The following is a 24,456-nucleotide window of genomic DNA, read 5'->3' as shown; positions in this document are numbered from 1 at the left end:
ACTTGACCGTCCGCAAACGCTCGTTCGTCCGCACATCGATGAAGACATGCTGCGAGCTCTCGCGGCCATCGCATCCCCGCCTCGCGTGTCGTGACGATCGCGCGCTACGCCCCTTCTGCATGAGGCGGGATGCGCAGATCAAAACATGAATTCTGAAAAATAGCAAGATAATTATTTTTGTCGGAAGCGTGAGCCTGGTCCACCGCCGTCGTCCCGGCGAACGCCGGGACCCATACCCCCAGGGAGGGGTTCGAGGCACGCTGGCGGTTGGCATTTGGCTCATCACGACCGCCGCGGAGTCTGGATCCCGGATCGGCGCCGCGCCGCGCTGGCGCGCGCCGCGGCTTGTCCGGGATGACGGTGTCCGTTGTTGTGCGGGCCTGCATGCATCGTCGGGGTTGTCGGCACGACATGAAACCGCGCGTCGATCACATCCCGCTGGGCGCGTTCGTGCCGAAGGAGGGGTCGCATGCGCCTTGTGGACCACCGCTGTCGTACCACGATAGGTGCGCCCCCCTCCCCCTTGCGGGAAGGGGTCGGGGGTGGGGGTCCACACGGGGCAGTCTTTGCTGGGACCCCCACCCCCAACCCCTCCCCGCCTAGCGAAGCTCCGCTTCGCGCGGGGGGAGGGGAGTCGCACCTCGCGCGGCGATCATTCACCAGCGCGGCATGCGGAACGGCAGCATGGCCTGGACGATCGGCAGCTGGAAGCGGGCGAGCGACAGGCTTTCGTGCATGACGGCGACGTCTTCGCCACGGATGCGCGCGGCGAGGTGGGAGCGGGCGTAGAACGGGGCGTCCTCCAGCGTGCTGACGACGCGCACGGACGTCTCCGCGTCTGCGCGGGCGCTGCGATCGACGCGCCACAACGTCCTGCGCAACGGCGCTGGCGACAGCGGCGCGAGGCGCTCCAGCCTGGCGTCGGGATCGACGTGCAGCGCGATCGTCCTGTCCGCGCCGGCGCGCGCGATCGTGTCGTAGGAGATCACCGTGCCGCTGCGCGTCGCGGCGCGCGACCATTGCCAGCTCGAAAAATCGCGCTCCAGCGGCGCATCGCCGTGGTTGATGTCGAAATAGCCGTCGCCGCGCCAGTGCAGGTCGGGATGATCGAAGTCGACCGAGACGCGGCAGCAGGGCGCGATCGGCTGCCAGCGATGGCGCCCCTCGGCATCGAGCGCGAAGGCGATCTCGTTCAGCGCGGTCGGGACCACGCGCACCTTGCCGCGCAACGGCAGCGGCCATGGCACGGTGACCTCGTTGACCTCGATGACGAGCTCGCGGCCGTTCCACTCGAGGTGGCTCGGTCCGACGGCAAAGCGCTGATCGTCGCGCGCGATCGCACGGCTGCCGCGCTCGGTCATCGACCAGCGCCGCGCCCGCGCGCCATACAGCGCAACGTTCAGCGCGCAATGATTCTCCGGATCGGCCGGGCCGCGCCGCCGCGCCCACGCATAGTACGGCGAGAACACGCTGCCGACGAAGGCGATGATGGTGAGGCCGAAGCGGCCGTCATCGCTCAACGCGTCGACATACCACCACGCATAGCCGTCCTTCGGGACGGCGCGGTCGAAGCGAGGTCCAGAATCGCCCTGGCGGCTGCCATCCGTCCCGACAACGCCGCCATCGGCACGCCCGGTCCCGGATGCGCGCTGCCCCCCGCCACGTACAGGCCCGGCAGCTTCGTCTGCGCGCCCGGCCGCTGGAACGACGCCATCCAGCCGTGCGAGCTGCGGCCGTACAGCGCGCCCCCCGTGCCCGGAAACATCCGGTTGAAGTCCGCCGGTGTCGTCACGCGCGTCAGTTCGGGCGTCGTCGCCACGCTGAGGCCGCAGCGCTGCAACAGGTCGAAGGTCTGGCGGGCACATTGGCTGATCTCCGAAGGCGGAAAGCGATGCTGATCACCTGATGCGGGCGCGTTGATCAGCACGAACAGCGGCTCGTTGCCGCCATTCTCGCGCGGCTGGTCGTCGCGGTCCTGCGCGCAGACATAGACCGTGGGCTCGGCCGGCATCGCGCGCCGCTCGATCAACTGATCGAACTCGGCGCGGCTGTCGCGCGAGAAGAACACGTTGTGGCGCAGCAGCGGAAAGCCGTCGGCGCGCGCCATGCAGCTCCAGGTCATCGCCGACAGCGAGCGAGCATTGTCCGGGATGGCCGGCAGCGCGCGCGCGGCCTCCGCGCCGAACAACCCCTGCGCAAGCGCGGCGACATCGGCGGTCGCGATCACGGCGTCGGCCGCGATCTGCTCGCCATCGGCAAGGTGCACGCCCGCGGCGCGGCCGCTTGCCGTGACGATGCCGGCGACGTCGCTGTCGGTGCGGATGCTGACGCCGTGCCGCCGCGCCAGCGCCTCGAGACACGCCGCGAGCTCGTGCATGCCGCCGTCGATCGACCAGACGCCGGCCTGCTCGACATGGGCCACCAGCATCAGCGTTGCCGGCGCGTGGAACGGCGAGGAGCCGCAATAGGTCGCGTAGCGTCCGAACAGCTGCTGCAGGCGGGCATCACGGAAATAGCCGCCGAGCGCCTTCCACATGGTCTGGAACGGCCGGATCGCGGTGAGGTCGCGGAAGCCGGCGTTGCGCAGGAGATGCGTCATGCTCGGCGCAGGGGTTCTAATAAACGGATCCCTCAAGGTCTCGAAGATGCGGCGCGCGTCGCGGCAGAAGGCGCGATAGCCGTCGGCCTCGCTGCGCCCGGCGAACCGGCCGATCGCATCCGCGGATCGCTCTTCATCGGCGAACAGATCGAGCGTGCGGCGGTCGGTCCAGGCGTGGCGCGCGAGAATGTCGAGCGGCGTCAAGGTGAGATGATCGTCGAGCACGGTGCCGAGCTCGGCGAACAGCTCGTCGAACACCCAGCGCATCGTGAACACGGTCGGGCCGGAATCGATGCGCGCAGGCCCGATCGCGATCTGGCGCATCTTGCCGCCGAGCGCGGGCGCGCGCTCCAGCACCGTCACCTCGGCTCCGCCGGCCGCAAGGGTGAGCGCGGCGCTGAGGCCGGCGATCCCGGCGCCCACCACGATCACGCGGTGATCGGCCATCTCCGCACTCCCTGTCCGCTCGGTCTGACGCTGGAAATGTCTAGCATGATTTACACTATGGGTGTAGGTTGTAATTTACATAAGCGATGGCCCGTTGGCCGTCGCGGCAGGGGAGGCTGGCATGGACGTGATGGCCCGGATCGAAAAATCCCTCGTCGCAGCGGTCGCGCTGGCCGACCAGCCGGGATGTCCGCCCCGTCTCTCCGCCGCCATGCAGGCGGCTGTGTTCCCCAGGGGAGCCCGGGTGCGGCCGCGTCTTTGTCATGCGGTGGCCGCGGCCTGCGGCGACGATGAGCCGTCGGCAACGGATGCGGCGGGATCGGCGATCGAGCTGCTGCACTGCGCCTCGCTGGTGCATGACGATCTGCCCTGTTTCGACAATGCCAAGCTGCGGCGCGGCCGGCCGTCGGTGCATGCCGCGTTTGGCGAGCCGCTCGCGGTGCTCGCCGGCGATGCGCTGATCGTGCTCGCCTTCCAGACGCTCGCCAAGTCGCGCTGCTCGCCGCTGCGGCTCGCGCGACTGATCGACACCATCGGCGACGCCGTCGGCGTGCCGCATGGCATCGCCGCCGGCCAGGCCTGGGAATGCGAGCCGGAGATCGATCTCTCGCATTATCATCGCTCCAAGACCGGCGCTTTGTTCGCGGCGGCAACCGTGTCCGGCGCGGCGGCGGCGGGGCATCCCGATCCCGCAGCCTGGCGCAGCCTGGGCGAGAAGATCGGCGAGGCCTATCAGGTCGCCGACGACATCCGCGATGCGGCCAGCGATGAGGAGGAGGCGGGCAAGCCGGTCGGCCAGGATGCCAAGCTCGGGCGGCCCAACGCCGTGCTGATTTACGGTCTCACCGGCGCCGTCAGCTATCTGCACGATCTCGTCGCCGACGGCATCCGCACCATGCCGCCCTGCGCCCATGCCCACGAGTTGCGCGTGCTGATGGAGCAGGAAGCCAAGCGCCTGGTGCCGCGCCGCCTCGCCGCGTCGGCGGCGTGATGGTTCGGCCGCGTTGAATGGCATCGCTCGCGCCGCGCGCACAGTGCCCACTCTCCCCTGGAGGGGGAGGGTCGGCGCGCCTGCGCGCAGCGGCAGGCGCGACGGGGTGGGGTGACAGATTGTCGGCGGGTGCGGTGCGGATAGTCCGTGAAGAGCCGATGCAGCGGAACTTGATCTCGCCTCGACCCATCCGCACCTGTTTCCGGGATCACCCCACCCCACCGCGCGCCTTGCGCGCGGTGACCCTCCCCCTCCAGGGCAGGGCAATCGCATGTGGAAATTCCGGGCTTTCGCGACGAACGATCCTGCAAGTTAGTGACTCCGTCATGCCCGGGCTTGTCCCGCCTGCGCGGCCGAAGCCGCTTCGGCGCGGCGAAGGCCCGGGCATCCACGTCGTTCTCAGCATGCCGGCCGACGTGGATGGCCGGGACAAGCCCGGCCATGACGACGAGGAGAGAGACGAGCCCAAAACGGCGATCGCCACACGCGATTGCCCTGCCCTCCAGGGGAGGGTGGGCAGTGGTGCGCGTCGATGCGCTATTGCCCGCCGACTGGAGCATTGATCCGTGTCGACCGTCGTTCGCCACGACACTTCGCCCCCGATCAGCTTTGGCGATCGCTGGCGCGGCTGGCGCGACTCGTTGCTGGCGAGTGCTTCGTTCCAGCGCTGGGCGGCGGCGTTTCCGTTGACGCGGCCGATCGCGCGCAGGCGGGCGGCGGAGCTGTTCGATCTCTGCGCCGGCTTCGTCTATTCGCAGACACTGGCAGCTTGCGTGCAGCTCGATTTGTTCGAGACGCTGCGCGCCGGGCCGCGTGATCTTGCGGCGCTCGCGTCGCGTGCGGCGATACCGGACGCCGCGATGGAAAGCCTGTGCGAGGCGGCCTGCGCGCTGCAGCTGCTCGAGCGCCGCGGCGCGGCGCGCTATGGGCTGGGGCCGCTCGGCGCGGCGCTGCTCGGCAATCCCGGCATCGCCGCGATGGTCCGCCATCACGCCGCGCTCTATGCCGATCTCGGCGATCCCCTGGCGCTGCTGCGCGGCGATGACCGCGAACGCCGCCTCGCGCATTACTGGCCCTATGCGCTCGACCATGGCGGCGCGGCGCTGACGCGCGACGATGTCGCGCCCTATACGGCGCTGATGGCGGCGTCGCAGCCGATGATCGCGGACGTCGTCCTCGCCGCTTATCCGCTGGCCGGCCACCGCTGCCTGCTCGATGTCGGCGGCGGCGATGGCAGCTTCCTCGCCGCCGCCGCGCGGGCGGCGCCGCAGCTTCGGCTGCAATTGTTCGACCTGCCGGGCGTCGCTGTGATCGCGCGGGAGCGTCTGGCCCAGGCCGGTCTGGCCGACCGTACGACGATCACGGCGGGCAGTTTCCACGACGACCCGCTGCCCGCGGGTGCCGACGTCATCTCGCTGATCCGGGTGGTGCACGACCATGACGACGACGCGGTGGCGCGGCTGCTGGCCAAGGTGCGCGCAGCATTGCCCGACGGCGGCGTGCTGCTGCTTGGCGAGCCGATGCGCGACATGGCCGGCGGCAGCGACGGCGTCGCCGCCTATTTCGAGATCTATCTCCGGGCGATGGGGCAGGGCCGGCCGCGCAGCGCGGCACGGCTTCGCGAACTGCTGAGCATGGCAGGCTTTTCGCAGGTGCGAGTGCTTCGCACACGCATCCCCTTGATCGCCAGCGTGATTGTCGCGAAAAGCTGACACTCCGAATGTAAATTTATATTGACACTTTCCCTGGTCGGACTAACCTGACACCCGTAACTAAGCGGGCGTCGCCGGGGAGTTGGGCAATGGACGCGATCGCCGTCGTACTGGGGAGGCCGAGGCAACTATCGCTGCAGCACCTGGTGCTTGCAGACGCCCCGGACTGCCTGACCGTCGACATCGAATGGAGCGCGATCAGCACCGGCACCGAGCGGTTGCTGTACGAGGGCCGCATGCCGCAGTTTCCGGGCATGGGCTATCCGCTCGTGCCGGGCTACGAGGCTGTCGGCCGCGTGGCGCAGGCCGCGCCGCATTCCGGTTTCCGGAAGGGCGAGCGCGTGTTCGTGCCGGGCGCGGCGCGCTGCTTCGGCGAGGTGAAGAGCCTGTTCGGTGCCGCGGCCTCGCGGCTCACCGTTCCTCCGCAGCGTGTCGTGGCGATCGACGAAGTGACCGGCGAGCGCGGCGTGCTGCTCGCGCTGGCAGCGACCGCCTATCATGCGCTGTCGATCGGCGGTGACGGAAGGGCCGAATGCGTCGTTGGCCATGGCGTGCTCGGGCGCCTGTTGGCGCGGTTGATCATCGCGATGGGCGGCGATCCGCCCGTCGTGTGGGAGAGCAATCCCGAGCGTGCCGATGGCGCGATCGGCTATCGCGTCATCGATCCCGCTCAGGACGACAAGCGCGACTACCGCCTGATCTTCGATGCCAGCGGTGATGCTGGACTGCTCGACAGCCTGATTGCGCGCCTGGCGCCAAGCGGCGAGATCATCCTCGCCGGCTTCTACAGCGCGCCGCTGACCTTCTCCTATCCGTCGGCTTTCATGCGCGAGGCGGCAATCCGCGTCGCCGCCGAATGGAAGCACGAGGATCTGATCGCGGTGCGCAACCTGATCGATACCGGCCGGCTGTCGCTGGATGGGCTGATCACGCATCACGCGGATGCAGCGTCTGCCGAGAGCGCCTACCGGACCGCGTTCGACGATCCGTCATGTCTCAAGATGGTCCTGGACTGGAGAGCTGCACGATGAATGCCCCGACCAAGATCAGTGCCAACTTGGCTGCAATGACGGATGCCCTGCGTGCCGAGGCCGCGATCGAGCCGGATGCGCCGGTGACGGCTGCGCCGAAGAAGACCACGCAGATCATCGCGATCTACGGCAAGGGCGGCATCGGCAAGAGTTTCACGCTCGCCAATTTGTCCTACATGATGGCGCAGCAGGGCAAGAAGGTGCTGCTGATCGGCTGCGATCCGAAGAGCGACACGACTTCGCTGCTGTTCGGCGGCCGTGCCTGTCCGACCATTCTGGAAACCTCGTCGAAGAAGAAGCTCGCCGGCGAGGAGGTCAAGATCGGCGACGTCTGCTTCAAGCGCGACGGCGTGTTCGCGATGGAGCTCGGCGGTCCCGAGGTCGGCCGCGGCTGCGGCGGACGCGGCATCATCCACGGCTTCGAGCTGATCGAGAAGCTCGGCTTCCACGATTGGGGCTTCGACTACGTGCTGCTCGACTTCCTCGGCGACGTCGTCTGCGGCGGCTTCGGCCTGCCGATCGCGCGCGACATGTGCCAGAAGGTGATCATCGTCGGCTCCAACGACCTGCAGTCGCTCTACGTCGCCAACAATGTCTGCTCGGCGGTGGAGTATTTCCGCAAGCTCGGCGGCAATGTCGGCGTTGCCGGCATCGTCATCAACAAGGATGACGGCACCGGCGAGGCGCAGGCGTTTGCGGATGCGGTCGGCATCCCGGTGCTGGCCTCGATCCCGGCCGACGACGACATCCGCCGCAAGAGCGCGAGCTATCAGATCATCGGCCGGCCCGGCACGGCCTGGGCGCCGCTGTTCGAGCTGCTGGCGACCAATGTCGCCGAGGCGCCGCCGCAGCATCCGCATCCGCTGACGCAGGACGGTCTGCTCGGCCTGTTCAAGGCCTCCGAAGTCGGCCGCGACGTCGTGCTGGAGCAGGCGACGCTCGAGGACATGTGCGGCAGCACGGCGGTGACGAAGCCGTCGCTCGAAGTGATCTACGATAATGTGTGACGGGTGCGTGCCGAGCAGCGGAACAGAGTATCGGAATCTCGTGCAATGAGCGATGCAGTGGTCCATCAGGCGGTGAGCGCGCAAGGCGACGCGGCGGCAGGCGTGCCGGCGCAGCCGGAGGCGCTGGGCTGCCACGCCGGCAAGGCCGAGCTCAGGAAGGCGGCCGATGCCGCCGGCAAGAGCGAGGTCTTGGCGCGCTACGCGGCCGACTATCCGGCCGGGCCGCATGACCAGCCGCAGAGCATGTGCCCGGCGTTTGGCTCGCTGCGTGTGGGCCTGCGCATGCGGCGCACCGCGACCGTGCTGTCGGGCTCGGCCTGCTGCGTCTATGGCCTGACCTTCACCTCGCATTTCTACGGCGCGCGGCGCAGCGTCGGCTATGTCCCGTTCAACTCGGAGACGCTGGTCACCGGAAAGCTGTTCGAGGACATCCGCGAGGCCGTGTTCAAGCTCGCGGACCCTGCGAACTACGACTGCGTCGTCATCATCAATCTCTGCGTCCCCACCGCCTCGGGCGTGCCGCTGCAGATTCTCCCGAAGGAGATCAACGGCGTCCGCATCATCGGCATCGATGTCCCCGGCTTCGGCGTGCCCACCCATGCCGAGGCCAAGGACGTGCTCGCCGGCGCGATGCTGAACTATGCGCGGCGCGAGGCGGAGCAGGGACCGGTGCAGGCGCCGCGCGCGCCGCGCGGCGACAAGCCGACGATTACACTGTTGGGCGAGATGTTCCCGGCCGATCCCGTCGGCATCGGCATGCTGCTGGCGCCGCTCGGATTGGCGGCAGGACCGACGGTGCCGACGCGCGAGTGGCGCGAGCTGTATGGCGCGCTCGACTGCGCGGCGGTCGCAGCGATCCATCCGTTCTACACGGCCTCGATCCGCGAGTTCGAGTCGGCCGGCCGGCCGATCATCGGCTCGGCCCCGGTCGGCTGCGACGGCACGGCGGACTGGCTCGAGGCCGTCGGCTCGACCTGCGGCATCGGCCGCGCGCAGATCGATGCGGCGAAGAATGCCGCGCTGCCGGCGATCCGCGGCGCGCTCGCGGCAGCGCCGATCCGCGGCCGCATCACGCTGTCGGGCTATGAAGGCTCGGAGCTGCTGGTTGGGCGTCTGCTGGTCGAGAGCGGCGCCGACCTGCGCTATGTCGGCACCGCCTGTCCGCGGACGCGTTGGTCGGAGGCCGACTGCGCCTGGCTCGAGCAACGCGGCGTGCGCGTGCAGTATCGGGCATCGCTGGAGCAGGATCTCGCCGCGGTCGACGAGTTTGCGCCGGATCTCGCGATCGGCACCACGCCGGTGGTGCAGAAGGCGAAGGCGCGCGCGATTCCGTCGCTGTACTTCACCAATCTGATCTCGGCACGGCCGCTGTTCGGCGTCTCCGGCGCCGGCTCGCTGGCGCAGGTCGTCAACGCGGCGATCGCAGGAAAGGCCCGATTCGACGAGATGCGCGACTTCTTCGAAGGTGTCGGCGAGGGCGACACCGCGGGCGTGTGGCAGGGCATGCCTGTCGCGCGTCCGGACTTCCGCGACAAATATCGCAAGGCGGTCGCGGCGCAGGCCAAGAAGCGCAAGTCCGAGGAGATGGTGTAATGCTGATCCTCGACCACGATCGCGCCGGCGGCTATTGGGGCTCGGTCTACGCGTTCACCGCCATCAAGGGCCTGCAGGTCATCATCGACGGCCCCGTCGGCTGCGAGAACCTGCCGGTCACCTCGGTGCTGCACTACACCGATGGCCTGCCGCCGCACGAATTGCCGATCGTCGTCACCGGATTGGGTGAGGACGAACTCGGCCAGAAGGGCACCGAGCAGGCGATGAAGCGCGCCCGCGCCGCGCTCGATCCGGATCTGCCGGCCGTGGTCGTCACCGGCTCGATCGCCGAGATGATCGGCGGCGGCGTGACGCCCGAGGGCTCCAACATCAAGCGCTTCCTGCCGCGCACGATCGACGAGGACCAGTGGCAGAGCGCCAACCGCGCCTTGAGCTGGCTGTGGAGCGAATACGGCCTGCGCAAGATTCCCGAGCGCAAGCCGCGCACTGATGGCGAGAAGCCCCGCGTCAACATCATCGGGCCGATCTACGGTACCTTCAACATGCCCTCGGATCTCGCCGAGATCCGCCGCCTGGTGGAAGGCATCGGCGCCGAGATCAACATGGTGTTTCCGCTCGGCAGCCACCTCGCCGACGTGCCGAAGCTGGTCAATGCCGATGTCAACATCTGCATGTACCGCGAGTTCGGCCGTCTCTTGTGCGAGACCTTGGAGCGGCCCTATCTGCAGGCGCCGATCGGGCTGCATTCGACGACGAAATTCCTGCGCTCGCTCGGCGAGCTGACAGGGCTTGATCCGGAGCCGTTCATCACCCGCGAGAAGCACACCACGATCAAGCCGGTGTGGGATCTCTGGCGCTCGGTGACGCAGGACTTCTTCGGCACCGCGAGCTTCGGCATCGTGGCCTCCGAGACCTATGCACGGGGCCTGCGCAATTTCCTGGAGACCGAGCTCGGTCTGCCCTGCCACTTCGCGATCTCGCGCTGCGCGGGCGCCAAGACCGACAATGATTCGATCCGCAAGCTGATCCATGAGCGGCCACCGCTGGTGCTGTTCGGCAGCTACAATGAGCGCATGTATGCGGCGGAAGCCGGCAACCGCGCGATCTACATCCCGGCCTCGTTCCCAGGCACGGTGATCCGCCGCCACACCGGCACGCCGTTCATGGGCTATGCCGGCGCGACCTATGTCGTGCAGGAAGTCTGCAACGCGCTGTTCGACGCGCTGTTCAACATCCTGCCGCTCGCCACGCAACTGGATCAGATCGCGGCGACGCCGGCGCGGCTCGAGCGCGAATTGCCCTGGGACGACGGCGCCAAGCTGGCGCTGGATCAGATCATCGAGACGCAGCCGGTGCTGGTGCGGATCTCCGCGGCCAAGCGGCTGCGCGATGCGGCCGAGCGCGGCGCGCGTCAGGCCGGACTGGACACGGTGACGGAAGACATTCTCGCGCAAGCGCGGTCACGGCTCGCAACGGGCTAGGCCGCGTAGGCAACGGGGATGGAGCGGAGAGGGAGAGGACGATGTCGTTATACGAACGCATGGATCGTGACGTCGCGCCGGGATCGCGCGAGCGGATCGAATACCTTCTCGTCTACGCGGTGTGCTTTGCCGTGCTGATGGTCGAGGGCGTGCTGCGCCGGATCGGTTCGCTGGTCACGGCCCATCGTCCGGCGCCGCTCGGCGCGATCGTCGCCGAAGCGCGGGTCAAGGCTGCGAACTGCGCGACCTCGTCGTTCATGGGGCTGTGACGCCCCGAAAGGTTTCGGGCTCCGGGGGCGTGATGTCAGGCCCCGCTGCTCTTGCAAGGAATTCGTGCGGCTTGCCGCACGGATGTCATCCCGGCGACGGGATGGCGCTTCGACGCCGCTCATCTCGGTGAGCGGCATCCGGCCGAAAGGCCAACACCAGGAGGTACTACTATGGTGGAACCAAACAAGGGAGGCTCTCTGTCGGGGCTGACCGAAGCGGAGGCTAGGGAATTCCATAGCATCTTCATGACGAGCTTTGTGGCCTTCACGGCGGTTGCGATCGTCGCCCACATTCTCGCCTGGATGTGGCGTCCGTGGCTGCCCGGCCCGACCGGCTACAAGGCAGCGGCGCTGGATGGGGTGACCCACTACGCCAATCTCGTGCTCTCCTACCTGACCTGATCGAAAGGAGAAAACTATGTGGCGCTTGTGGTTGTTGTTCGATCCCCGCAGGGTTCTCGTGGCTCTCGGCGTGTTCCTGTTCGGGCTGGCATTGGTGATTCACTTCATCCTGCTCAGCACCAACCGGTTCAACTGGCTGGAGGGACCGCGTGCTGCGAAGACGTCGTCGATCTCGGCTCCGGTCACCCCGGTAAAGCTCACCTAACAGCTCGACGACCAGAGGGAAGCGGACGGGCGACGGCGGCAGACCCCGTTCGCCCGCTTCCCAAATCCTCTCGTCCACCGAATTCACGATACGACACGTAGCTTATCGAGCGACGGGCAGCGGAGGCAGGACCGATGGCAATGCTCAGCTTTGAACGAAAATACCGCGTCCGCGGCGGAACGTTGATCGGCGGCGATCTCTTCGATTTCTGGGTCGGACCGTTCTACGTCGGCTTCTTCGGCGTGACGACGATCTTCTTCACCTTCGTCGGCGTGGCGCTGATCCTCTACGCCACGGCGCTCGGACCGACGTGGAATCTCTGGCAAATCAGCATCAATCCGCCGGACGCGAAATACGGGCTCTCGTTCGCGCCACTGACGGAGGGCGGCTTCTGGCAGCTCATCACGGTGTGCGCGCATGGCGCGTTCGTCTCGTGGGCGCTGCGCGAGGTCGAGATCTGCCGCAAGCTCGCGATCGGCTATCACGTGCCGGTGGCCTTCGGCTTCGCGATCTTTGCCTATTTCACGCTGGAGGTGATCCGTCCGGTGCTGATGGGCTCGTGGAGCTACGCGTTTCCCTACGGCATCATCACCCATCTCGATTGGGTGTCGAACACCGGCTATCAGTTCGGCAACTTCCACTACAATCCCGCGCACATGATCGCGATCACGTTCTTCTTCACGACGTGTCTCGCGCTCGCGCTGCACGGCTCGCTGATCCTGTCGGCCGCCAATCCGGGCAAGGGCGAGGAGATGAAATCGCCGGAACATGAGAACACGATGTTCCGCGATCTCCTCGGTTACTCCATCGGCACGCTCGGCATCCATCGCCTCGGCCTGTTCCTGGCGTTGTCGGCCGTGTTCTTCAGCGCCGTCTGCATCGTCATCTCCGGTCCTGCGTGGCTGCTGCCCGAAGGCAATGCCTGGTCGGATTGGTGGGAATGGTGGCGCAAGATCCCGATCTGGTCGCCGCAATGAGTTCAAGGAGAGGTCGTCATGGCCCAATACCAGAACATCTTCACGCAGATCCAAGTCCGCAGTAAAATCTACCCGGGCATTCCGATCGAGCCGGGCATCTGGGAGCGGCTCGGCAAGGGCAGCTTCAACTACTGGCTCGGCAAGCTCGGCGACGCCCAGGTCGGCCCGGTCTATCTCGGCTTCCTCGGCCTGGCCTCGCTGATGACAGGCTTCGTTGCGATCGAGATCATCGGTCTCAACATGCTGGCGTCGGTGAACTGGAGTCCGCTCGAGTTCATCCGTCAGTTCTTCTGGCTGTCCTTGCAGCCGCCGGCGCCGGAATACGGCCTGCAGATCTTCCCGCCGCTGCAGGAGGGCGGCTGGTGGCTCATGGCAGGCTTCTTCCTGACGACGTCGATCCTGCTGTGGTGGGCGCGCACCTATCGCCGCGCTCGGGCGCTCGGCCTCGGCACGCATGTGTCGTGGGCGTTCGCCTCGGCCATCTGGCTGTATCTCGTGCTCGGCTTCATCCGGCCGATCTTTATGGGCAGCTGGAGCGAGGCGGTGCCCTTCGGCATCTTCCCGCACCTCGACTGGACCAACAACTTCTCCATCACGCACGGCAACCTGTTCTACAATCCGTTCCACATGCTCTCGATCGCCTTCCTCTACGGGTCGGCGCTGCTGTTCGCGATGCATGGCGCGACGGTGCTGGCGATCAGCCGCTACGGCGGCGAGCGCGAGCTGGAGCAGATCGTCGACCGCGGCACGGCGTTCGAGCGTGGTGCGCTGTTCTGGCGCTGGACGATGGGCTTCAACGCGACGGCCGAATCGATCCATCGCTGGGCCTGGTGGTTCGCGGTGCTTTGTCCCTTGACCGGCGGCATCGGTATCCTACTGTCAGGCACCGTTGTCGACAGCTGGTTCGACTGGGGCGTGAAACACGGGCTGGCGCCGATGCGCTGAAGGTCTGCGGGACAAGGCATGTTGGACAGAGTTGAGCAGATCGAACTGGCCGGGCGCAGCACGCGTCCGGCCAGTCTTTTGGAGGCGATGCGCGAGCGCACCAAGGCGTTGCACGTGACCGCGGAGCGTACCGGCATCGTCGCCGAACTGCTGCGGGGACGCGGTACCATCCCCGCCTACGCGCTGCTCTTGCGCAATCTGCTGCCGGTCTACGACGCGCTGGAAGCCGAGCTCTCGCGGCACGCGGGAACGGCGGTGGTGGGTCTCATCGTGCGGCCCGAGCTGCATCGTACTGCCGCGATCAAGGCTGATCTGGCGCGGCTGGATGGAAGCCACCTGCCGCTGCTCCCGGAGGCGATCGCCTATGTCGGCGCCATCCGCGAGGCGGGCGCTGGTTCGGGGCACCCGCTGCTGGCGCACGCCTATACGCGCTATCTCGGCGATCTCAGCGGCGGCCAGATCATCAAGAAGATCCTCGCGCGCTCGCTCGAACTGCCGACGGAGGCGCTGTCGTTCTACGATTTTCCTGAGATCGCCGACATTCCGCGCTTCAAGGACGGCTATCGCGATGCGCTGGAGCGCGCGGGCGCGGCGATGGACGAGCATGATGTCGTCGTCGAGGAAGCCGCGACGGCCTTCAAGCTGAACATCACGCTGTCGCAGGCGCTGCAGTTGGCGGCGGGGCTCGGCGGGTAGGGCAGGCGAGGCGCAGGCTCGTAGCGTACGCCGACTTCAAATTCGCGGTGGATGGCAACATCCGTTGGAGCCGATCTGCTTCCGCGGCAGGCGGTCCACTCCCCTCCCCCTTGCGGGGAGGGGGCGGGGGTGGGGGTCCACGAGTCGCGCTGCTTGTGATCGAGCTCCATACCCTCGAGCTCATTTGCTACTGAGCGAACCGGAATCAAGAGACCATCGCAACGGGAGCTGTTGTGCGATGTGAAAGGCATCGTGCTCATCACGCAGTTCGGAGTGCGCGGACCCCCACCCCCGACCCCTCCCCGCAAGGGGGAGGGGAGCGCACTGCGGTCGCGGGACCATCTTGGGTCACATCGTCAAAGTGCGTTTGAGTTTGGCGAACGGCTTTGTCCCGCATGACCAATCAAGCGAAGCCTGCGCTCGCTTACTCCGCACCCTCACTCCCCGCTCTGCGAGCGATACCACACCAGGTGCTCCAAAATGCTCAGCGTGCGCGCGGTGGAGTTGCGGATGCTCTCCAGCATTTCGGGCATGCTGCCGGCCTCGGCGCCGTGGGTGACTTCCAGCGCAGCGAGTTGGGCGTTCTCCACCGTGGAGGCGGCGAGCTCCTTGTAGATCAGGCTGGCGCTGTGATCGAGCCGCAGGCTCGGGCGGCGGTTGCCGTCGATCTCCTCCTGGAAACGGGCGCGCGCGGCTTCCGCGGTTTTGCGCTCGGTGAGGTCGGAGAAGATCAGCACGAAGCCGAGAACGCGGTCATAGGGCGCGATCACGGGATCGGCGCGTAGCATCAGCGGCCGTTGCGGCAAGGCGCCGCCGGTCAGCGTCAGTTCGCCGCGCCAGCTGCGCTTGTTGCGCATGAGGTCGTCGAGATTGGCACGGAATTCCGCCGGCGCCGAGAAATAGGCGCCGAGGTCGCGCAGATGCGGAATATGCGGATGCGAGGCGCGCAACTGCTGCTCGAAGGCTTCGTTCATCAGCAGGATACGGCCTTCGACATCGGCGATGATGACCGGCTGCTCCGAGCGCAGCACCTGCGCGCTGATGGTGGCGAGCTGGTCCTGGGCGATCACCATGCGCACCGAGCGCAGCTGCAGCGCGACGTCGGCGACGGTCTCGCTGACCAGCCGGGCCGACGCGAGTTCGGCCGGCGACCATGGCTCGGACTTGCCCTCCACCAGCTGGTGCCATTGCGCGAACGAGCGCCGCGGCGACAGATCGGAGGGATCGTCGCCGATGATCACGGCCTTCAGCGGATCACCGCCCCAGGTCACCGTTCGCACCTGCTCGGGCCGGAACCACAGCAGATACTCGCCATCGCTGGCGGAGAGCGGCGCCGCGATCAGGCCGCTCGCCACGCCGCGGATATCGCTGAACGACGGCTCGTCCAGAGTGAGCGAGGCGGTGACGGTCAGCCCTTGTGCGGCATCTGGCAGCTTGCGCCTGCGGTCGAGCCAGGTCGCGAGATCGCGGATGCGCTGCGTCGACGGCACGTCGCCGGCGGTCGTGACCTGGCCCTCGAACAGCAGCGCCGCGCCGCTGGCGCCGAGCGGCTGCAGCAGCGATTGCGAGCCGTCGAACAGCGCGGTCTGCCATTCGCCGTCGCGCGACACCGCCTCGGCCAGCCGCTGTTCCAGCCGACGCACCACCAACTCGGACTGGCTCTGGGCGAAGCTTTCGAGGGCGGCGATCCGGATTGCGCAGGTCTCGGCCAGCGCCTCGCCGGCGGCGCGAATGTCGAACGGCACGAAGCGCGGTTCGTAATGGTGGCAGGCGATCAGCCCCCACAGCCGGCCGCTGACCATCAGCGAGCACACGAGCGTCGCGCCGACACCCATGTTCTGCAGATATTTCTGATGGATCGGCGACATGCTGCGCAGGCAGCTCAAGGACATGTCGAGGTCGCGGCCGTTGAGCGGCGAGATCCGCGGCTGCAGCGGCACCGGCATGTAGTTCACGTCGACCAGCAGCCGGACGCGGTTGCGCTCGTAGAGCCGGCGCGCGATCTGCGGAATGTCCGAGGCCGGATAGCGGTTGCCGAGAAACGCCTCGAGGTCGGGCCGCCGTCGCTCGGACAGCACCTCGCCATGGCCCTCCTCGTCGAAGCGGTAGACCATGACGCGGTCGTAGCCGGTGATTTCCTTGAAGATCGTCGCCGTCTCGTCGCACAGGCCGAGCAGCGACGAGGCCGAGGTGATGCGGTGGAAGGCGCCGTCGAGGGCGGGGGCGATGTTGGTCGACCTTGTCGCCGGCTCCAGCTCGACGATCAGTCCGCCGTTCGATGGCCGATGCACCGTGCAGTCGACCTGCTGCGGCGGCGATCCGGCCGTGCATCGCAGCGTCATCGGAGTCAGGTGCAGCGGACCGTTGAGATGCGGCAGGATCTGCAGCGCCACGTCGCCGCCGAGATCGCGCAAGGGGCGTCCGACCACGGTATTGGTATTGAGGAAGGCGGCCGCATTGATGCTGGCCTGGATGACGACGTTGTCCGGCTCCTTCAGCGCCAGCAGAATGCCGTGCGGCTGGATCGAGCCCGCGAGATGAATCTGTTCACGCTCGCAATCCGCAAGAGTAGCGTGGCCGAAGGCCGGCGTTGTCAGCGGAACGGGCAACTAGCTCCCCTTTTCGGTTTCCTCGTCTTCTTCTAGCTGGCTCAGATTATACCGATCGAGCTTGGCGTAAAGACTTTGCCGGCTGAGGCCGAGAATTTCGGCCGCCGACGTCCTGTTCCCGTTGGCGAGCTCAAGCGCGGCGCGGACATAGTGCTGCTCGACGACCTCCACGGTGCTCCGCACCAAGTCGCGCAGCGGCGTTTTGCCCACCGATTCGTTGAGACCAGACAGGGCCGCCCGAAGATTGTCATGTTCCGCCGCCGGAGACAACCGCCGCGCGATATTGCGCATGATCAATCCGATCCGGCGGTGACCGTCCAGACCGTGGGAGGCGGCCGAAATCTCGACCTCCGTCTCGCTGCCGAGCTCGCCCTGGATGGTGGTGGCGAGCAGGCGGACGGTGCCATGCCGTTCGACGTTGGAGATCAGCACCGAAAGGTCGGCGCCCGGCCGCGTCAGCCAGCGGCTGAGTTTCTCGCCGAGGACGGCCTCCTTTGAGCCGATCTCGACCAGCTCCAGGAAGGCGCGATTCGCGCGCTTGATCGCCCCGGTCGCATCGATGCTGATGACGGCATCGGGCAGATTGTCGATCAGCCCTTCCGGATCGTCCGGCATCGGTCCGGGCTGAGCAGCGCGGCCGATCGGCGCCATCTGCAGCAGGAACATCGGCGCGGTCTCGCTCGTCATCAGCGATCCCCGGAGCATCCAAGGCGCGGCGTCCTCGCCGAGGTGAACGACGATGCCGGGCGCCTTGCCCTGGTCGCGGACGCGCCTGAGCATCAGCTCCACCGGCTCGCGCTCCTTCTGCGGGATCTCCTGCAGAAACTCGCGGCCGACCAGATTGTCCCGGCGCCGGCTGGAGACGCCGAGCGCCGCGGCCGCGGTGCGATTCGCCTCGACGATGCGCAGATCGGACACCTTCGTCAGCAGCACGGCCTCGTTGGAATCCTCGATGACGAGCCGGTAGCGGGTCTCGATCTCGCGCAGCTTCCAGTAGTCGCGCTCGATGGTCTGCTGCGCCGAGATCAGGCGCGCCTGCAGCTCCGCGACAGCCTGCAGGTTCTTGCCGATCGCCAGCATGCCCGCCCGGCCGCCGAGCAGCACGGTGGTGAATTCCATCGGCAGTTCCAGGCCGCTCGGAAACCGCTGCGTGATCTGGCGAAACGCGGAGATGCCGGTGCGCTTGGTGTCCTGCATGATGCGCTCGATCTTCTCGCTCGCATCGTCGACGATTTCGGACCAGGGCCGGCCGAGCCAGACGTCGACATTCTCTGTCGAGATGTTCGGCGACAGCGTGGCCTCACGGATCACGCCGTCCATGTCGAGCAGCAATGTCACGTCGGGTCGTGGACCGTGAAACTCGGCCATGTATTGGCACCCGCTTGTTGGCACCCGTTGGAGACGCTCGCAGGGATCGCGGCCTCGATTGGCGCGCATTTTGAAGGTGTTGCGCCGTATCCCGCTAACGCATTGATAGTCTTGAGAATGTCGTTAGCTCACGCAGAGCCTTCGGTGTCAAGGCTTATTTCCAAGCATCCAACTTTCGTTGGTATTCCCGCGCCCATTGCATGGTCGAACTGCGACTTATTCGCTCACTTTCATTTCAGGTGAGCATGACAAGCGTTCATGACATTGTTATCTGTCAGGGAAAACTACGTACACTAACGGACTGGAAAGATCGGGAGAATTGGAAATGCTCAGAGTTGGATTGGTCGCAGCGGTCGTGATTGCAGCATCGGCGAGCGGCGCTTGGGCGCTGGACGGCGGTGACGCTGCGAAAGGCGAACAGGTCTTCAAGCAGTGCATGACCTGCCATCGGATCGGCCCCGACGCCAAGAATGCGGTCGGACCGGTGCTGACCGGTGTGGTCGGTCGTCCGACCGGGACCTATCCGGGGTTTGCCTATTCCGAATTGAACAAGCACGCGGGCGAGGCGGGACTGGTCTGGACCGACGACAACATCTTCGAATATCTCGCCGACCCCAACGCCTACCTGAAGAAATATCTGACCGAAAAGGGCAAGGCGGACCAGGCGACCGGCTCGACCAAGATGGTGTTCAAGCTCGCCAACGAGCAGCAGCGCAAGGACGTCGTCGCCTATCTGAAGACGTTCTCCGAGAAGAAGTAGGCGGAGGTCGGCCCCGGCCCACCCTTCCCTGGAGGGGGAGGGTCGGCTCATAGGCGCGAAGCTGCCTGCGAGCCGGGGTGGGGTGATCTCTCCACTTGCACCGGTTTCCGCGGCTTCACCCCACCCCGCTCGCCCGCTTCGCGCGCGACCGACCCTCCCCCTCCAGGGGAGGGTGAGACCGATGTCGCGGCGTCTGCCACGCGCGCGCGTCATTCTCTAGCGCCACCGCTGCCTGAGATCCGCGGCATTGGCGACGCCCGATGCGGCGAGGCAGCCGGCAAGCCAGAACCAGGGTGCATCCGCGAGCGCGCAGCGCAGCGCCAGCAGCAGGAACACGCCGGCGAGCAGGTTGGGCAGCAGCGCCCGCGGGCTGATGCCGCGGCGGTAGCGCCGCCAGACCCACGTCACGGCCGCAAGCTCGACCGCCACCACCGCCAGGATCAGGTCAACCAGGTGCGGGCTGCGAAACAGCTCATCCATCGCGTGAGCAGCTCAGGCCGCCTTCGCAAGCCCGGTGAGGTGGGCGATGTTCTTGAAGAAGATCCGCACATGCGACAGCGGCTTCGCCTTCACGAGCTCCTTGTTCATGTAGGCGTCCCAGGTCAGCTGCTGGACGTCCTTGTCGCGGCAGATGGCGACGAAGCGCTCGCGGCGGGCGTCGTTCGTGTACCAGTAGCGCTGCATCATGCCGAGGATGAAGAACACCGCGCCATGCTTGCGCATGAAGGATTTCCGCGCTGTGGCGAGGGCTGCGGCATCGCCGGTCTTCAGGAACACGGCGACGGCATCAGCCGCGGCGCGGCCGCCGGCCATCGCGTAATAGATGCCCTCGCCCGAGGCCGGCGCCACCACGCCGGCCGCGTCGCCGGCGAGCACGACGTCGCGGCCATTGTCCCAGCGCGACAGCGGCTTCAGCGGAATCGGCGCGCCCTCGCGGCGAATGGTCTCGAGATCGTCGAGCGCGGCGACTTTGCGGAACTGGGCCACCGAGCCGCGCAGCGAAAAGCCCTTATGCGCGCTGCCGGTGCCGATGCTGGTGGTCGGCCCATGCGGAAACACCCAGCTGTAGAAGTCCGGCGACAGCTGGCCGCGATAGACGACGTCGCAGCGAGTGGCGTCGAACAGCGGATGGCCACGCTCCGGCGATCGGACGATCTCGTGATAGGCGAAGACGTAGCGGATCTCGCTGACTTCCGGGATGCACTGCCGCGCCACGGCCGACACCGCGCCGTCGGCGCCGATCACCGCACGGGCGCGGACGCTGTCCGCGCGCACACTGCCGTCGTCCATCCGGCGCTCGTAATGCACCACGGCCGTGCCATCGGCATCGCGGGCGATGTGGCTGAACGTGCCGGTGCGGCGGATCGCGCCGCCCTCGGCCGCGCGGGCCCGCAGCCATTCGTCGTAATGCTCGCGATCGACCATGCCGACGAAGCCGCCGTCGATCGGCATGTCGACATCGCGGTTGCTCGGCGACACCATCCGGGCGGACGAGATCCGCGCCACCAGCAGATGGTCGGGAATTTCGAACTCGGCGATCAGGCGCGGCGGAATGGCGCCGCCGCACGGCTTGATGCGGCCGGCCTTGTCGAGCAGCAGCACCTGATGGCCCTGGCGGGCGAGATCGTTGGCGGCGGTGGCGCCGGCGGGACCGCCGCCGACCACCACGACATCGAACGTTTCGGACGGGGTGGTCATCGCTAGGCTCCCTGATTGGCCGGCTGCGCCGCCAGCGTCGGTGACGGCTCGCGCGGTCGCTTGATCCAGATCGCGAGCCAGGCAGAGAGAACGAACAGTGCGGCTTCGGCCGCGAACACCGCCGCGTAGGCCGAGGCGGTCGAGGGCATGAAGGCGCGCGCCGCGTCGGCCGCTGCGGTGCCGACGAAACCGCCGATGCCGAACGAGATCGCCTGCGAGGCGCCCCACAGGCCCATACGGGTGCCCTCGCGGTTGTCGCGGCCTTCGCTGACCATGTTCATCATCGCGCCGATGGCCGCGATCGCGTAGACGCCGTTGGTGATGCCGAGCAGCAGCACCGAGCCGCGCAGCGGCCAGGCCGGACCGATCGCCGCGGCGGCGACCAGGCTGAGCAGCGCCAGCGCCGAGGCGAGGCAGCCGCCGATGATCCAGGGCTGCGGCCGCGTCCGCCAGTCGGCATGCAGGCTCGCCATCGCCGGCATCAGGATCATGCCGATCAGCGCGCCCATATGCTGCACCGAGGAGAGTTGCGTGGTCTGGCCGGGAGTCATGCCGAACACGCTGCCGGCGAACGGCTCCAGGATCAGGTCCTGGGCGCTGTAGGCGAGCATCGAGACGAAGATGAAGATCGCGAAGCGCCGCGCCTGCGGCTCCCGGCAGATCTCGCGGAAATCCTCCATGAAGCCGCCGCGCTCGGCGGTTGCCGCGGCTCTCTCGGTCGACAGCTCCGGCTGCTCGATGCCCCACACGCCGAGCAGGGTCAGCACCATCGCGATCGCCGAGACCGTGCCGGAGACCAGCATCAGCCGCTCGCCGGAGAACGGATCGAGCGCCTTGCCGGCAACGGCCGTGGTAACGATGAAGCCCGCGATCATCATGATCCAGGCGATCGAGGCGGCGGCGCTGCGCCGCTCCGGCGCGGTGCGCTTGGCGAGCAGCACCAGGAGCGAGGTGCCGGCGGCGCCGACGCCGATGCCGATCATGATGAAGGCGATCACCGCAACGGCGAGGCCGAGAATGAGCTGGCTCGCCATCAGCGCGGTGGCGGCCGCGGCCAGCAGGCCGCCGGCGGCGAGCACGGCCATGCCGCCGACGATCCAGGCGAAGCGGCGACCGCCGACATCGGAGCCGTGGCCGAGCCAGGGACGCAGCACCTGCATCGCATAGTGGATCGCGACCAGCAGGCCGGGAATCATCGCCGGCAGCGCCAATTCGATGACCATGACGCGATTGAGCGTCGAGGTCGTCAGCACGACGACCGCGCCGAGCGATGTCTGCACCAGGCCGAGCCTGACAATTCCGAACCAGGAGAGCGGAGCAGGGGCCGTCATGCCGACATCCCCGCGAGCGCAAAGGCCGTCACCAGCATGCCAATTACGTAGAGCAGGACGCCGGTCCCGTTGTACCAGGGCGCGAGCTCACGCGGGTTGGTCATCAGCCGCCGCATCAGCACCAGCTGGGCCGCGATCAGCGCGGCGACGATCATCGCATGCGCCGGCCGGCTCCATGCGATCAGCAGCGCCAGCACCGCGACCTGCGCGACCGCCATGGTGATGCAGGCGAGGCGGGCGGCGCGCTCCGGGCCGAGCAGCACCGGTAGCGAGTTGACGCCGCTGACGCGGTCGCCACCGATGGACTTGAAGTCGTTCAGGGTCATGATGCCGTGCGCGCCAGCGCTGTACAGCAGCGCGATGCCGAGCACCGGCCAGGACGGCGCCTGCGCGCTCATGATCGCGGCCGCCGTGATCCACGGCAGTCCCTCGTAGCAAAGGCCGACGGCGCTGTTGCCCCACCAGCCGTTCTGCTTGAGCCGGATCGGCGGTGCGCTATAGGCCCAGGCGAGCGCGAGGCCGATCGCCGCCGCGGCAAAGCCCCAGGTGCCGAGCAAAGAGGCGACGCCGAGCGACAGCACGGTCCAGATCAGCGCGATGTACAGGCCCCAGCGGCCGGGAATGCGGCCCGAGGGAATCGGCCGGTCGGGCTCGTTGATCGCATCGACATGGCGGTCGAACCAGTCGTTGACGGCCTGGCTGGTGGCGCACACCATCGGCCCGGCCAGCACGAGGCCGGCGATCACGATCGGCCAGCGCGGCGCCAGCGGCGCGCCCGAGGACACCACGCCGCAGCCGAACGCCCAGATCGGCGGAAACCAGGTGATCGGCTTCAGCAGTTCGAGAACGGCGGACGGATGCAGCCGGGGGGACAGCGGGACGGGCGCGATCTCGGTCATTGCTACGCTTCCACCTCTTCCAATGGCATCTGTTCGGACGGCAGCTATTCCAGCTGACTGTCCTCTTCGCTCGGCTCGGCCATGCCGTAGCGCCGCAGCTTGACATAAAGGCTCTGCCGGCTGAGCCCGAGCATCTCGGCCGCGGTCGCCCGGTTGTCGCCGGTGAGCTTGAGCGCGGTCTCGATGCACATCCGCTCGATCACGTCGGTGGTCTCGCGCACCAGCTCCTTGAGCGGCACCCGGCCGATCAGCTCGGCGAGCTGCTCGCGGGAGCGTGGGATGAAGCCGTGGTCGGCGCCGTCGCCGGGAATGCGCGGGCCGACATTGCGGATGGTGAAGCCGAGTCGGGCCTGGCCGGGTGCGCCGACCGTGGTGGCGGAGATTTCGACGTCGACCGGCGAGCCATGCTCGCCCCGGACGACGCTGGAGAACAGCTTGAGCGTGCCGTGCTGGCGCAGATTGGTCAGCATCACCGAGAAGTCGACCGCGGACTTGCCGATCCAGCGGTCGATCGTCTCGCCCACGATCTGATGCATGCTCTCGATCTGGGCGAGCTGGAGGAACGTGGCGTTGGCGTGCAGCAGCCGCCCGTCCATGTCGGTGATCACGAAGCCGTCGGGGGCGGCCTCGACGAACTGCACCAGCTGGGTGTTGACCTCGGAGGCGCGGGTGATCGCCGGTTGCGACGTCAGCGGCGAGAACCGCAGCAGGAACAGCGACGACGTGTCCTGGCGGAAGAAGGTGCCGTCGAGCAGATATTCGCGGCCGCCGTCGAGCGTGACCTTGGCGCGCTCGATCTTGCCCTGGGACCTGATCGCCAGCGACAGCGATTGCGACAGCGCGTTGTCGTCGAGCAGCAGGACGTCGGGAAACAGCTTGCCGATCAGATTGGCGGCGCCATGGTCGAGCAGGGTGGCCGCCGCCGGATTGGCCTCGACCACTCGATGACTTGTGGCGTCGATGATCAGGACCGGCTCGGCGGTGATCTGAAACAGGATCCGGTAGCGCGATTCGGCATTGCGCATGCGCGAGTAGTCGCGCTCGATCGCAACCTGCGCCTCGATCAGCTTCTGCTGGAGGGCTGCGGTGGCGCGAACGTCTCGCCCGACCGCGATGAAGCGGGCGGCGCCCTTGATCGCCACGACGGCGAACAGAATCGGGATGTCCGGGCCGCGGGCGGCCGGATAACGCACCTCACGCCAGCGCGACACCTTGCGCTGGGAGGCCTCGGTGAGCAGCAGCTCTGGCTTGGTCTGGCTTTCCTCGGACACTGTTGCTTGCCAGGATCGGCCGATCCACGCGTCTGTGTTTCTCAATTCAAGCGGCAATCCGGCCTGTTGAAAAGCCAGATCCTGAATGTTGCCGTCGGCGTCGAGCGCGAGCGCAATGTCGGAGGCTGCGGCCACCAGCATGGCCGCAACATCCGCATTGAGATCGCCAAGCGACTCTTTCGGAGCTCTGAACGCCCTCACCAA

The 24,456-nt window shown here is 67.3% G+C and carries 22 protein-coding genes; 13 read left to right on the top strand and 9 right to left on the bottom strand.

All coding sequences use genetic code 11. The features are described from left to right. Nucleotides 1-656: 656 nt before the first annotated feature. Both ACQR1Y_RS17475 and crtD read right to left on the bottom strand, forming a co-directional pair. Entirely contained in the window at nucleotides 657-1,520 is an 864-nt protein-coding gene (locus ACQR1Y_RS17475) for a hydratase (protein ID WP_434877512.1), read from the bottom strand. Continuing rightward, the gene (gene crtD / locus ACQR1Y_RS17470; RefSeq protein ID WP_434877511.1) at nucleotides 1,517-3,046 is read right to left on the bottom strand and encodes a 1-hydroxycarotenoid 3,4-desaturase CrtD; all 1,530 of its coding nucleotides are present in this window, start codon (nucleotides 3,044-3,046) and stop codon (nucleotides 1,517-1,519) included. Before crtD ends, ACQR1Y_RS17475 begins: the two co-directional genes overlap by 4 nt. A 121-nt stretch (nucleotides 3,047-3,167) precedes the next feature. On the opposite strand from crtD, the gene ACQR1Y_RS17465 reads away from it, so the two are divergent. The 12 genes from ACQR1Y_RS17465 (at nucleotide 3,168) to ACQR1Y_RS17410 (ending at nucleotide 14,316) form a co-directional block, all read left to right on the top strand. After that, a complete protein-coding gene (locus ACQR1Y_RS17465; RefSeq protein WP_434877510.1) occupies nucleotides 3,168-4,037 on the top strand; it encodes a polyprenyl synthetase family protein in 870 nt (289 codons plus the stop codon). 566 nt (nucleotides 4,038-4,603) lie between these two features. Further along, entirely contained in the window at nucleotides 4,604-5,749 is a 1,146-nt protein-coding gene (locus ACQR1Y_RS17460; protein ID WP_434877509.1) for a methyltransferase, read from the top strand. A gap of 89 nt (nucleotides 5,750-5,838) precedes the next feature. Next, nucleotides 5,839-6,780: a chlorophyll synthesis pathway protein BchC gene (bchC, locus tag ACQR1Y_RS17455; RefSeq protein WP_434877508.1), complete on the top strand. Its 942-nt coding sequence runs from the start codon at nucleotides 5,839-5,841 to the stop codon at nucleotides 6,778-6,780. Next, a complete protein-coding gene (locus ACQR1Y_RS17450; RefSeq protein WP_434856044.1) occupies nucleotides 6,777-7,787 on the top strand; it encodes a chlorophyllide a reductase iron protein subunit X in 1,011 nt (336 codons plus the stop codon). The genes bchC and ACQR1Y_RS17450 overlap by 4 nt, the downstream gene beginning before the upstream one ends. Before the next feature lie 45 nt (nucleotides 7,788-7,832). Next, nucleotides 7,833-9,380 carry a chlorophyllide a reductase subunit Y gene (gene bchY, locus ACQR1Y_RS17445; protein WP_434877507.1) on the top strand — a complete coding sequence of 516 codons (1,548 nt, stop codon included), beginning with the start codon at nucleotides 7,833-7,835 and terminating at the stop codon, nucleotides 9,378-9,380. After that, complete coding sequence (gene bchZ, locus ACQR1Y_RS17440) at nucleotides 9,380-10,822, top strand: chlorophyllide a reductase subunit Z (protein ID WP_434877506.1); 1,443 nt, start codon at nucleotides 9,380-9,382, stop codon at nucleotides 10,820-10,822. The genes bchY and bchZ overlap by 1 nt, the downstream gene beginning before the upstream one ends. 41 nt (nucleotides 10,823-10,863) lie before the next feature. Next, nucleotides 10,864-11,091 carry a hypothetical protein gene (locus ACQR1Y_RS17435; RefSeq protein WP_434877505.1) on the top strand — a complete coding sequence of 76 codons (228 nt, stop codon included), beginning with the start codon at nucleotides 10,864-10,866 and terminating at the stop codon, nucleotides 11,089-11,091. Nucleotides 11,092-11,262: 171 nt separating this feature from the next. Next, nucleotides 11,263-11,493: a light-harvesting antenna LH1, beta subunit gene (gene pufB, locus ACQR1Y_RS17430; RefSeq protein WP_434856040.1), complete on the top strand. Its 231-nt coding sequence runs from the start codon at nucleotides 11,263-11,265 to the stop codon at nucleotides 11,491-11,493. Between the two features lie 16 nt (nucleotides 11,494-11,509). Continuing rightward, entirely contained in the window at nucleotides 11,510-11,698 is a 189-nt protein-coding gene (gene pufA, locus ACQR1Y_RS17425) for a light-harvesting antenna LH1, alpha subunit (protein WP_006615514.1), read from the top strand. Nucleotides 11,699-11,832: 134 nt separating this feature from the next. Next, complete coding sequence (pufL, locus tag ACQR1Y_RS17420) at nucleotides 11,833-12,675, top strand: photosynthetic reaction center subunit L (RefSeq protein WP_434877504.1); 843 nt, start codon at nucleotides 11,833-11,835, stop codon at nucleotides 12,673-12,675. Between the two features lie 18 nt (nucleotides 12,676-12,693). Then, entirely contained in the window at nucleotides 12,694-13,620 is a 927-nt protein-coding gene (gene pufM, locus ACQR1Y_RS17415) for a photosynthetic reaction center subunit M (RefSeq protein WP_434877503.1), read from the top strand. An 18-nt stretch (nucleotides 13,621-13,638) separates the two neighbouring features. Next, nucleotides 13,639-14,316 carry a heme oxygenase (biliverdin-producing) gene (locus ACQR1Y_RS17410; RefSeq protein WP_434877502.1) on the top strand — a complete coding sequence of 226 codons (678 nt, stop codon included), beginning with the start codon at nucleotides 13,639-13,641 and terminating at the stop codon, nucleotides 14,314-14,316. Between the two features lie 437 nt (nucleotides 14,317-14,753). On the opposite strand, the gene ACQR1Y_RS17405 is transcribed toward ACQR1Y_RS17410, so the two are convergent. Together ACQR1Y_RS17405 and ppsR (ACQR1Y_RS17400) are read right to left on the bottom strand one after the other, a co-directional pair. Continuing rightward, entirely contained in the window at nucleotides 14,754-16,925 is a 2,172-nt protein-coding gene (locus tag ACQR1Y_RS17405; protein WP_434856036.1) for a GAF domain-containing protein, read from the bottom strand. Beyond that, on the bottom strand, nucleotides 16,926-18,293 hold the full coding sequence (gene ppsR / locus ACQR1Y_RS17400) for a transcriptional regulator PpsR (RefSeq protein WP_434856035.1): 1,368 nt from the start codon (nucleotides 18,291-18,293) through the stop codon (nucleotides 16,926-16,928). It lies immediately after the preceding gene. Between the two features lie 325 nt (nucleotides 18,294-18,618). On the opposite strand from ppsR (ACQR1Y_RS17400), the gene ACQR1Y_RS17395 reads away from it, so the two are divergent. Further along, nucleotides 18,619-19,053 carry a c-type cytochrome gene (locus tag ACQR1Y_RS17395; protein WP_434856034.1) on the top strand — a complete coding sequence of 145 codons (435 nt, stop codon included), beginning with the start codon at nucleotides 18,619-18,621 and terminating at the stop codon, nucleotides 19,051-19,053. A 216-nt stretch (nucleotides 19,054-19,269) separates the two neighbouring features. Here ACQR1Y_RS17395 and ACQR1Y_RS17390 read toward each other — a convergent pair whose 3' ends face one another. The 5 genes from ACQR1Y_RS17390 to ppsR (ACQR1Y_RS17370) are packed head-to-tail and all read right to left on the bottom strand — an operon-like array spanning nucleotide 19,270 to nucleotide 24,393. Continuing rightward, complete coding sequence (locus ACQR1Y_RS17390) at nucleotides 19,270-19,533, bottom strand: hypothetical protein (protein WP_434877501.1); 264 nt, start codon at nucleotides 19,531-19,533, stop codon at nucleotides 19,270-19,272. A 12-nt stretch (nucleotides 19,534-19,545) separates the two neighbouring features. Beyond that, the gene (locus tag ACQR1Y_RS17385; protein WP_434877500.1) at nucleotides 19,546-20,751 is read right to left on the bottom strand and encodes a geranylgeranyl diphosphate reductase; all 1,206 of its coding nucleotides are present in this window, start codon (nucleotides 20,749-20,751) and stop codon (nucleotides 19,546-19,548) included. A 2-nt stretch (nucleotides 20,752-20,753) separates the two neighbouring features. After that, complete coding sequence (locus tag ACQR1Y_RS17380; protein WP_434877499.1) at nucleotides 20,754-22,082, bottom strand: BCD family MFS transporter; 1,329 nt, start codon at nucleotides 22,080-22,082, stop codon at nucleotides 20,754-20,756. Next, nucleotides 22,079-22,981, bottom strand: a complete 903-nt coding sequence (chlG, locus tag ACQR1Y_RS17375) for a chlorophyll synthase ChlG (RefSeq protein WP_434877498.1) — start codon at nucleotides 22,979-22,981, stop codon at nucleotides 22,079-22,081. Before chlG ends, ACQR1Y_RS17380 begins: the two co-directional genes overlap by 4 nt. Nucleotides 22,982-23,025: 44 nt before the next feature. Continuing rightward, complete coding sequence (gene ppsR / locus ACQR1Y_RS17370; RefSeq protein ID WP_434856029.1) at nucleotides 23,026-24,393, bottom strand: transcriptional regulator PpsR; 1,368 nt, start codon at nucleotides 24,391-24,393, stop codon at nucleotides 23,026-23,028. Nucleotides 24,394-24,456 lie beyond the last annotated feature (63 nt).

Origin of the sequence: Bradyrhizobium sp. HKCCYLRH3099, from assembly GCF_051167855.1 — a bacterium.
Taxonomy (GTDB): Bacteria; Pseudomonadota; Alphaproteobacteria; order Rhizobiales; family Xanthobacteraceae; genus Bradyrhizobium.
Note: the sequence above shows the minus strand (reverse complement) of the source record. Positions and strands in the feature narration are given on the sequence as shown.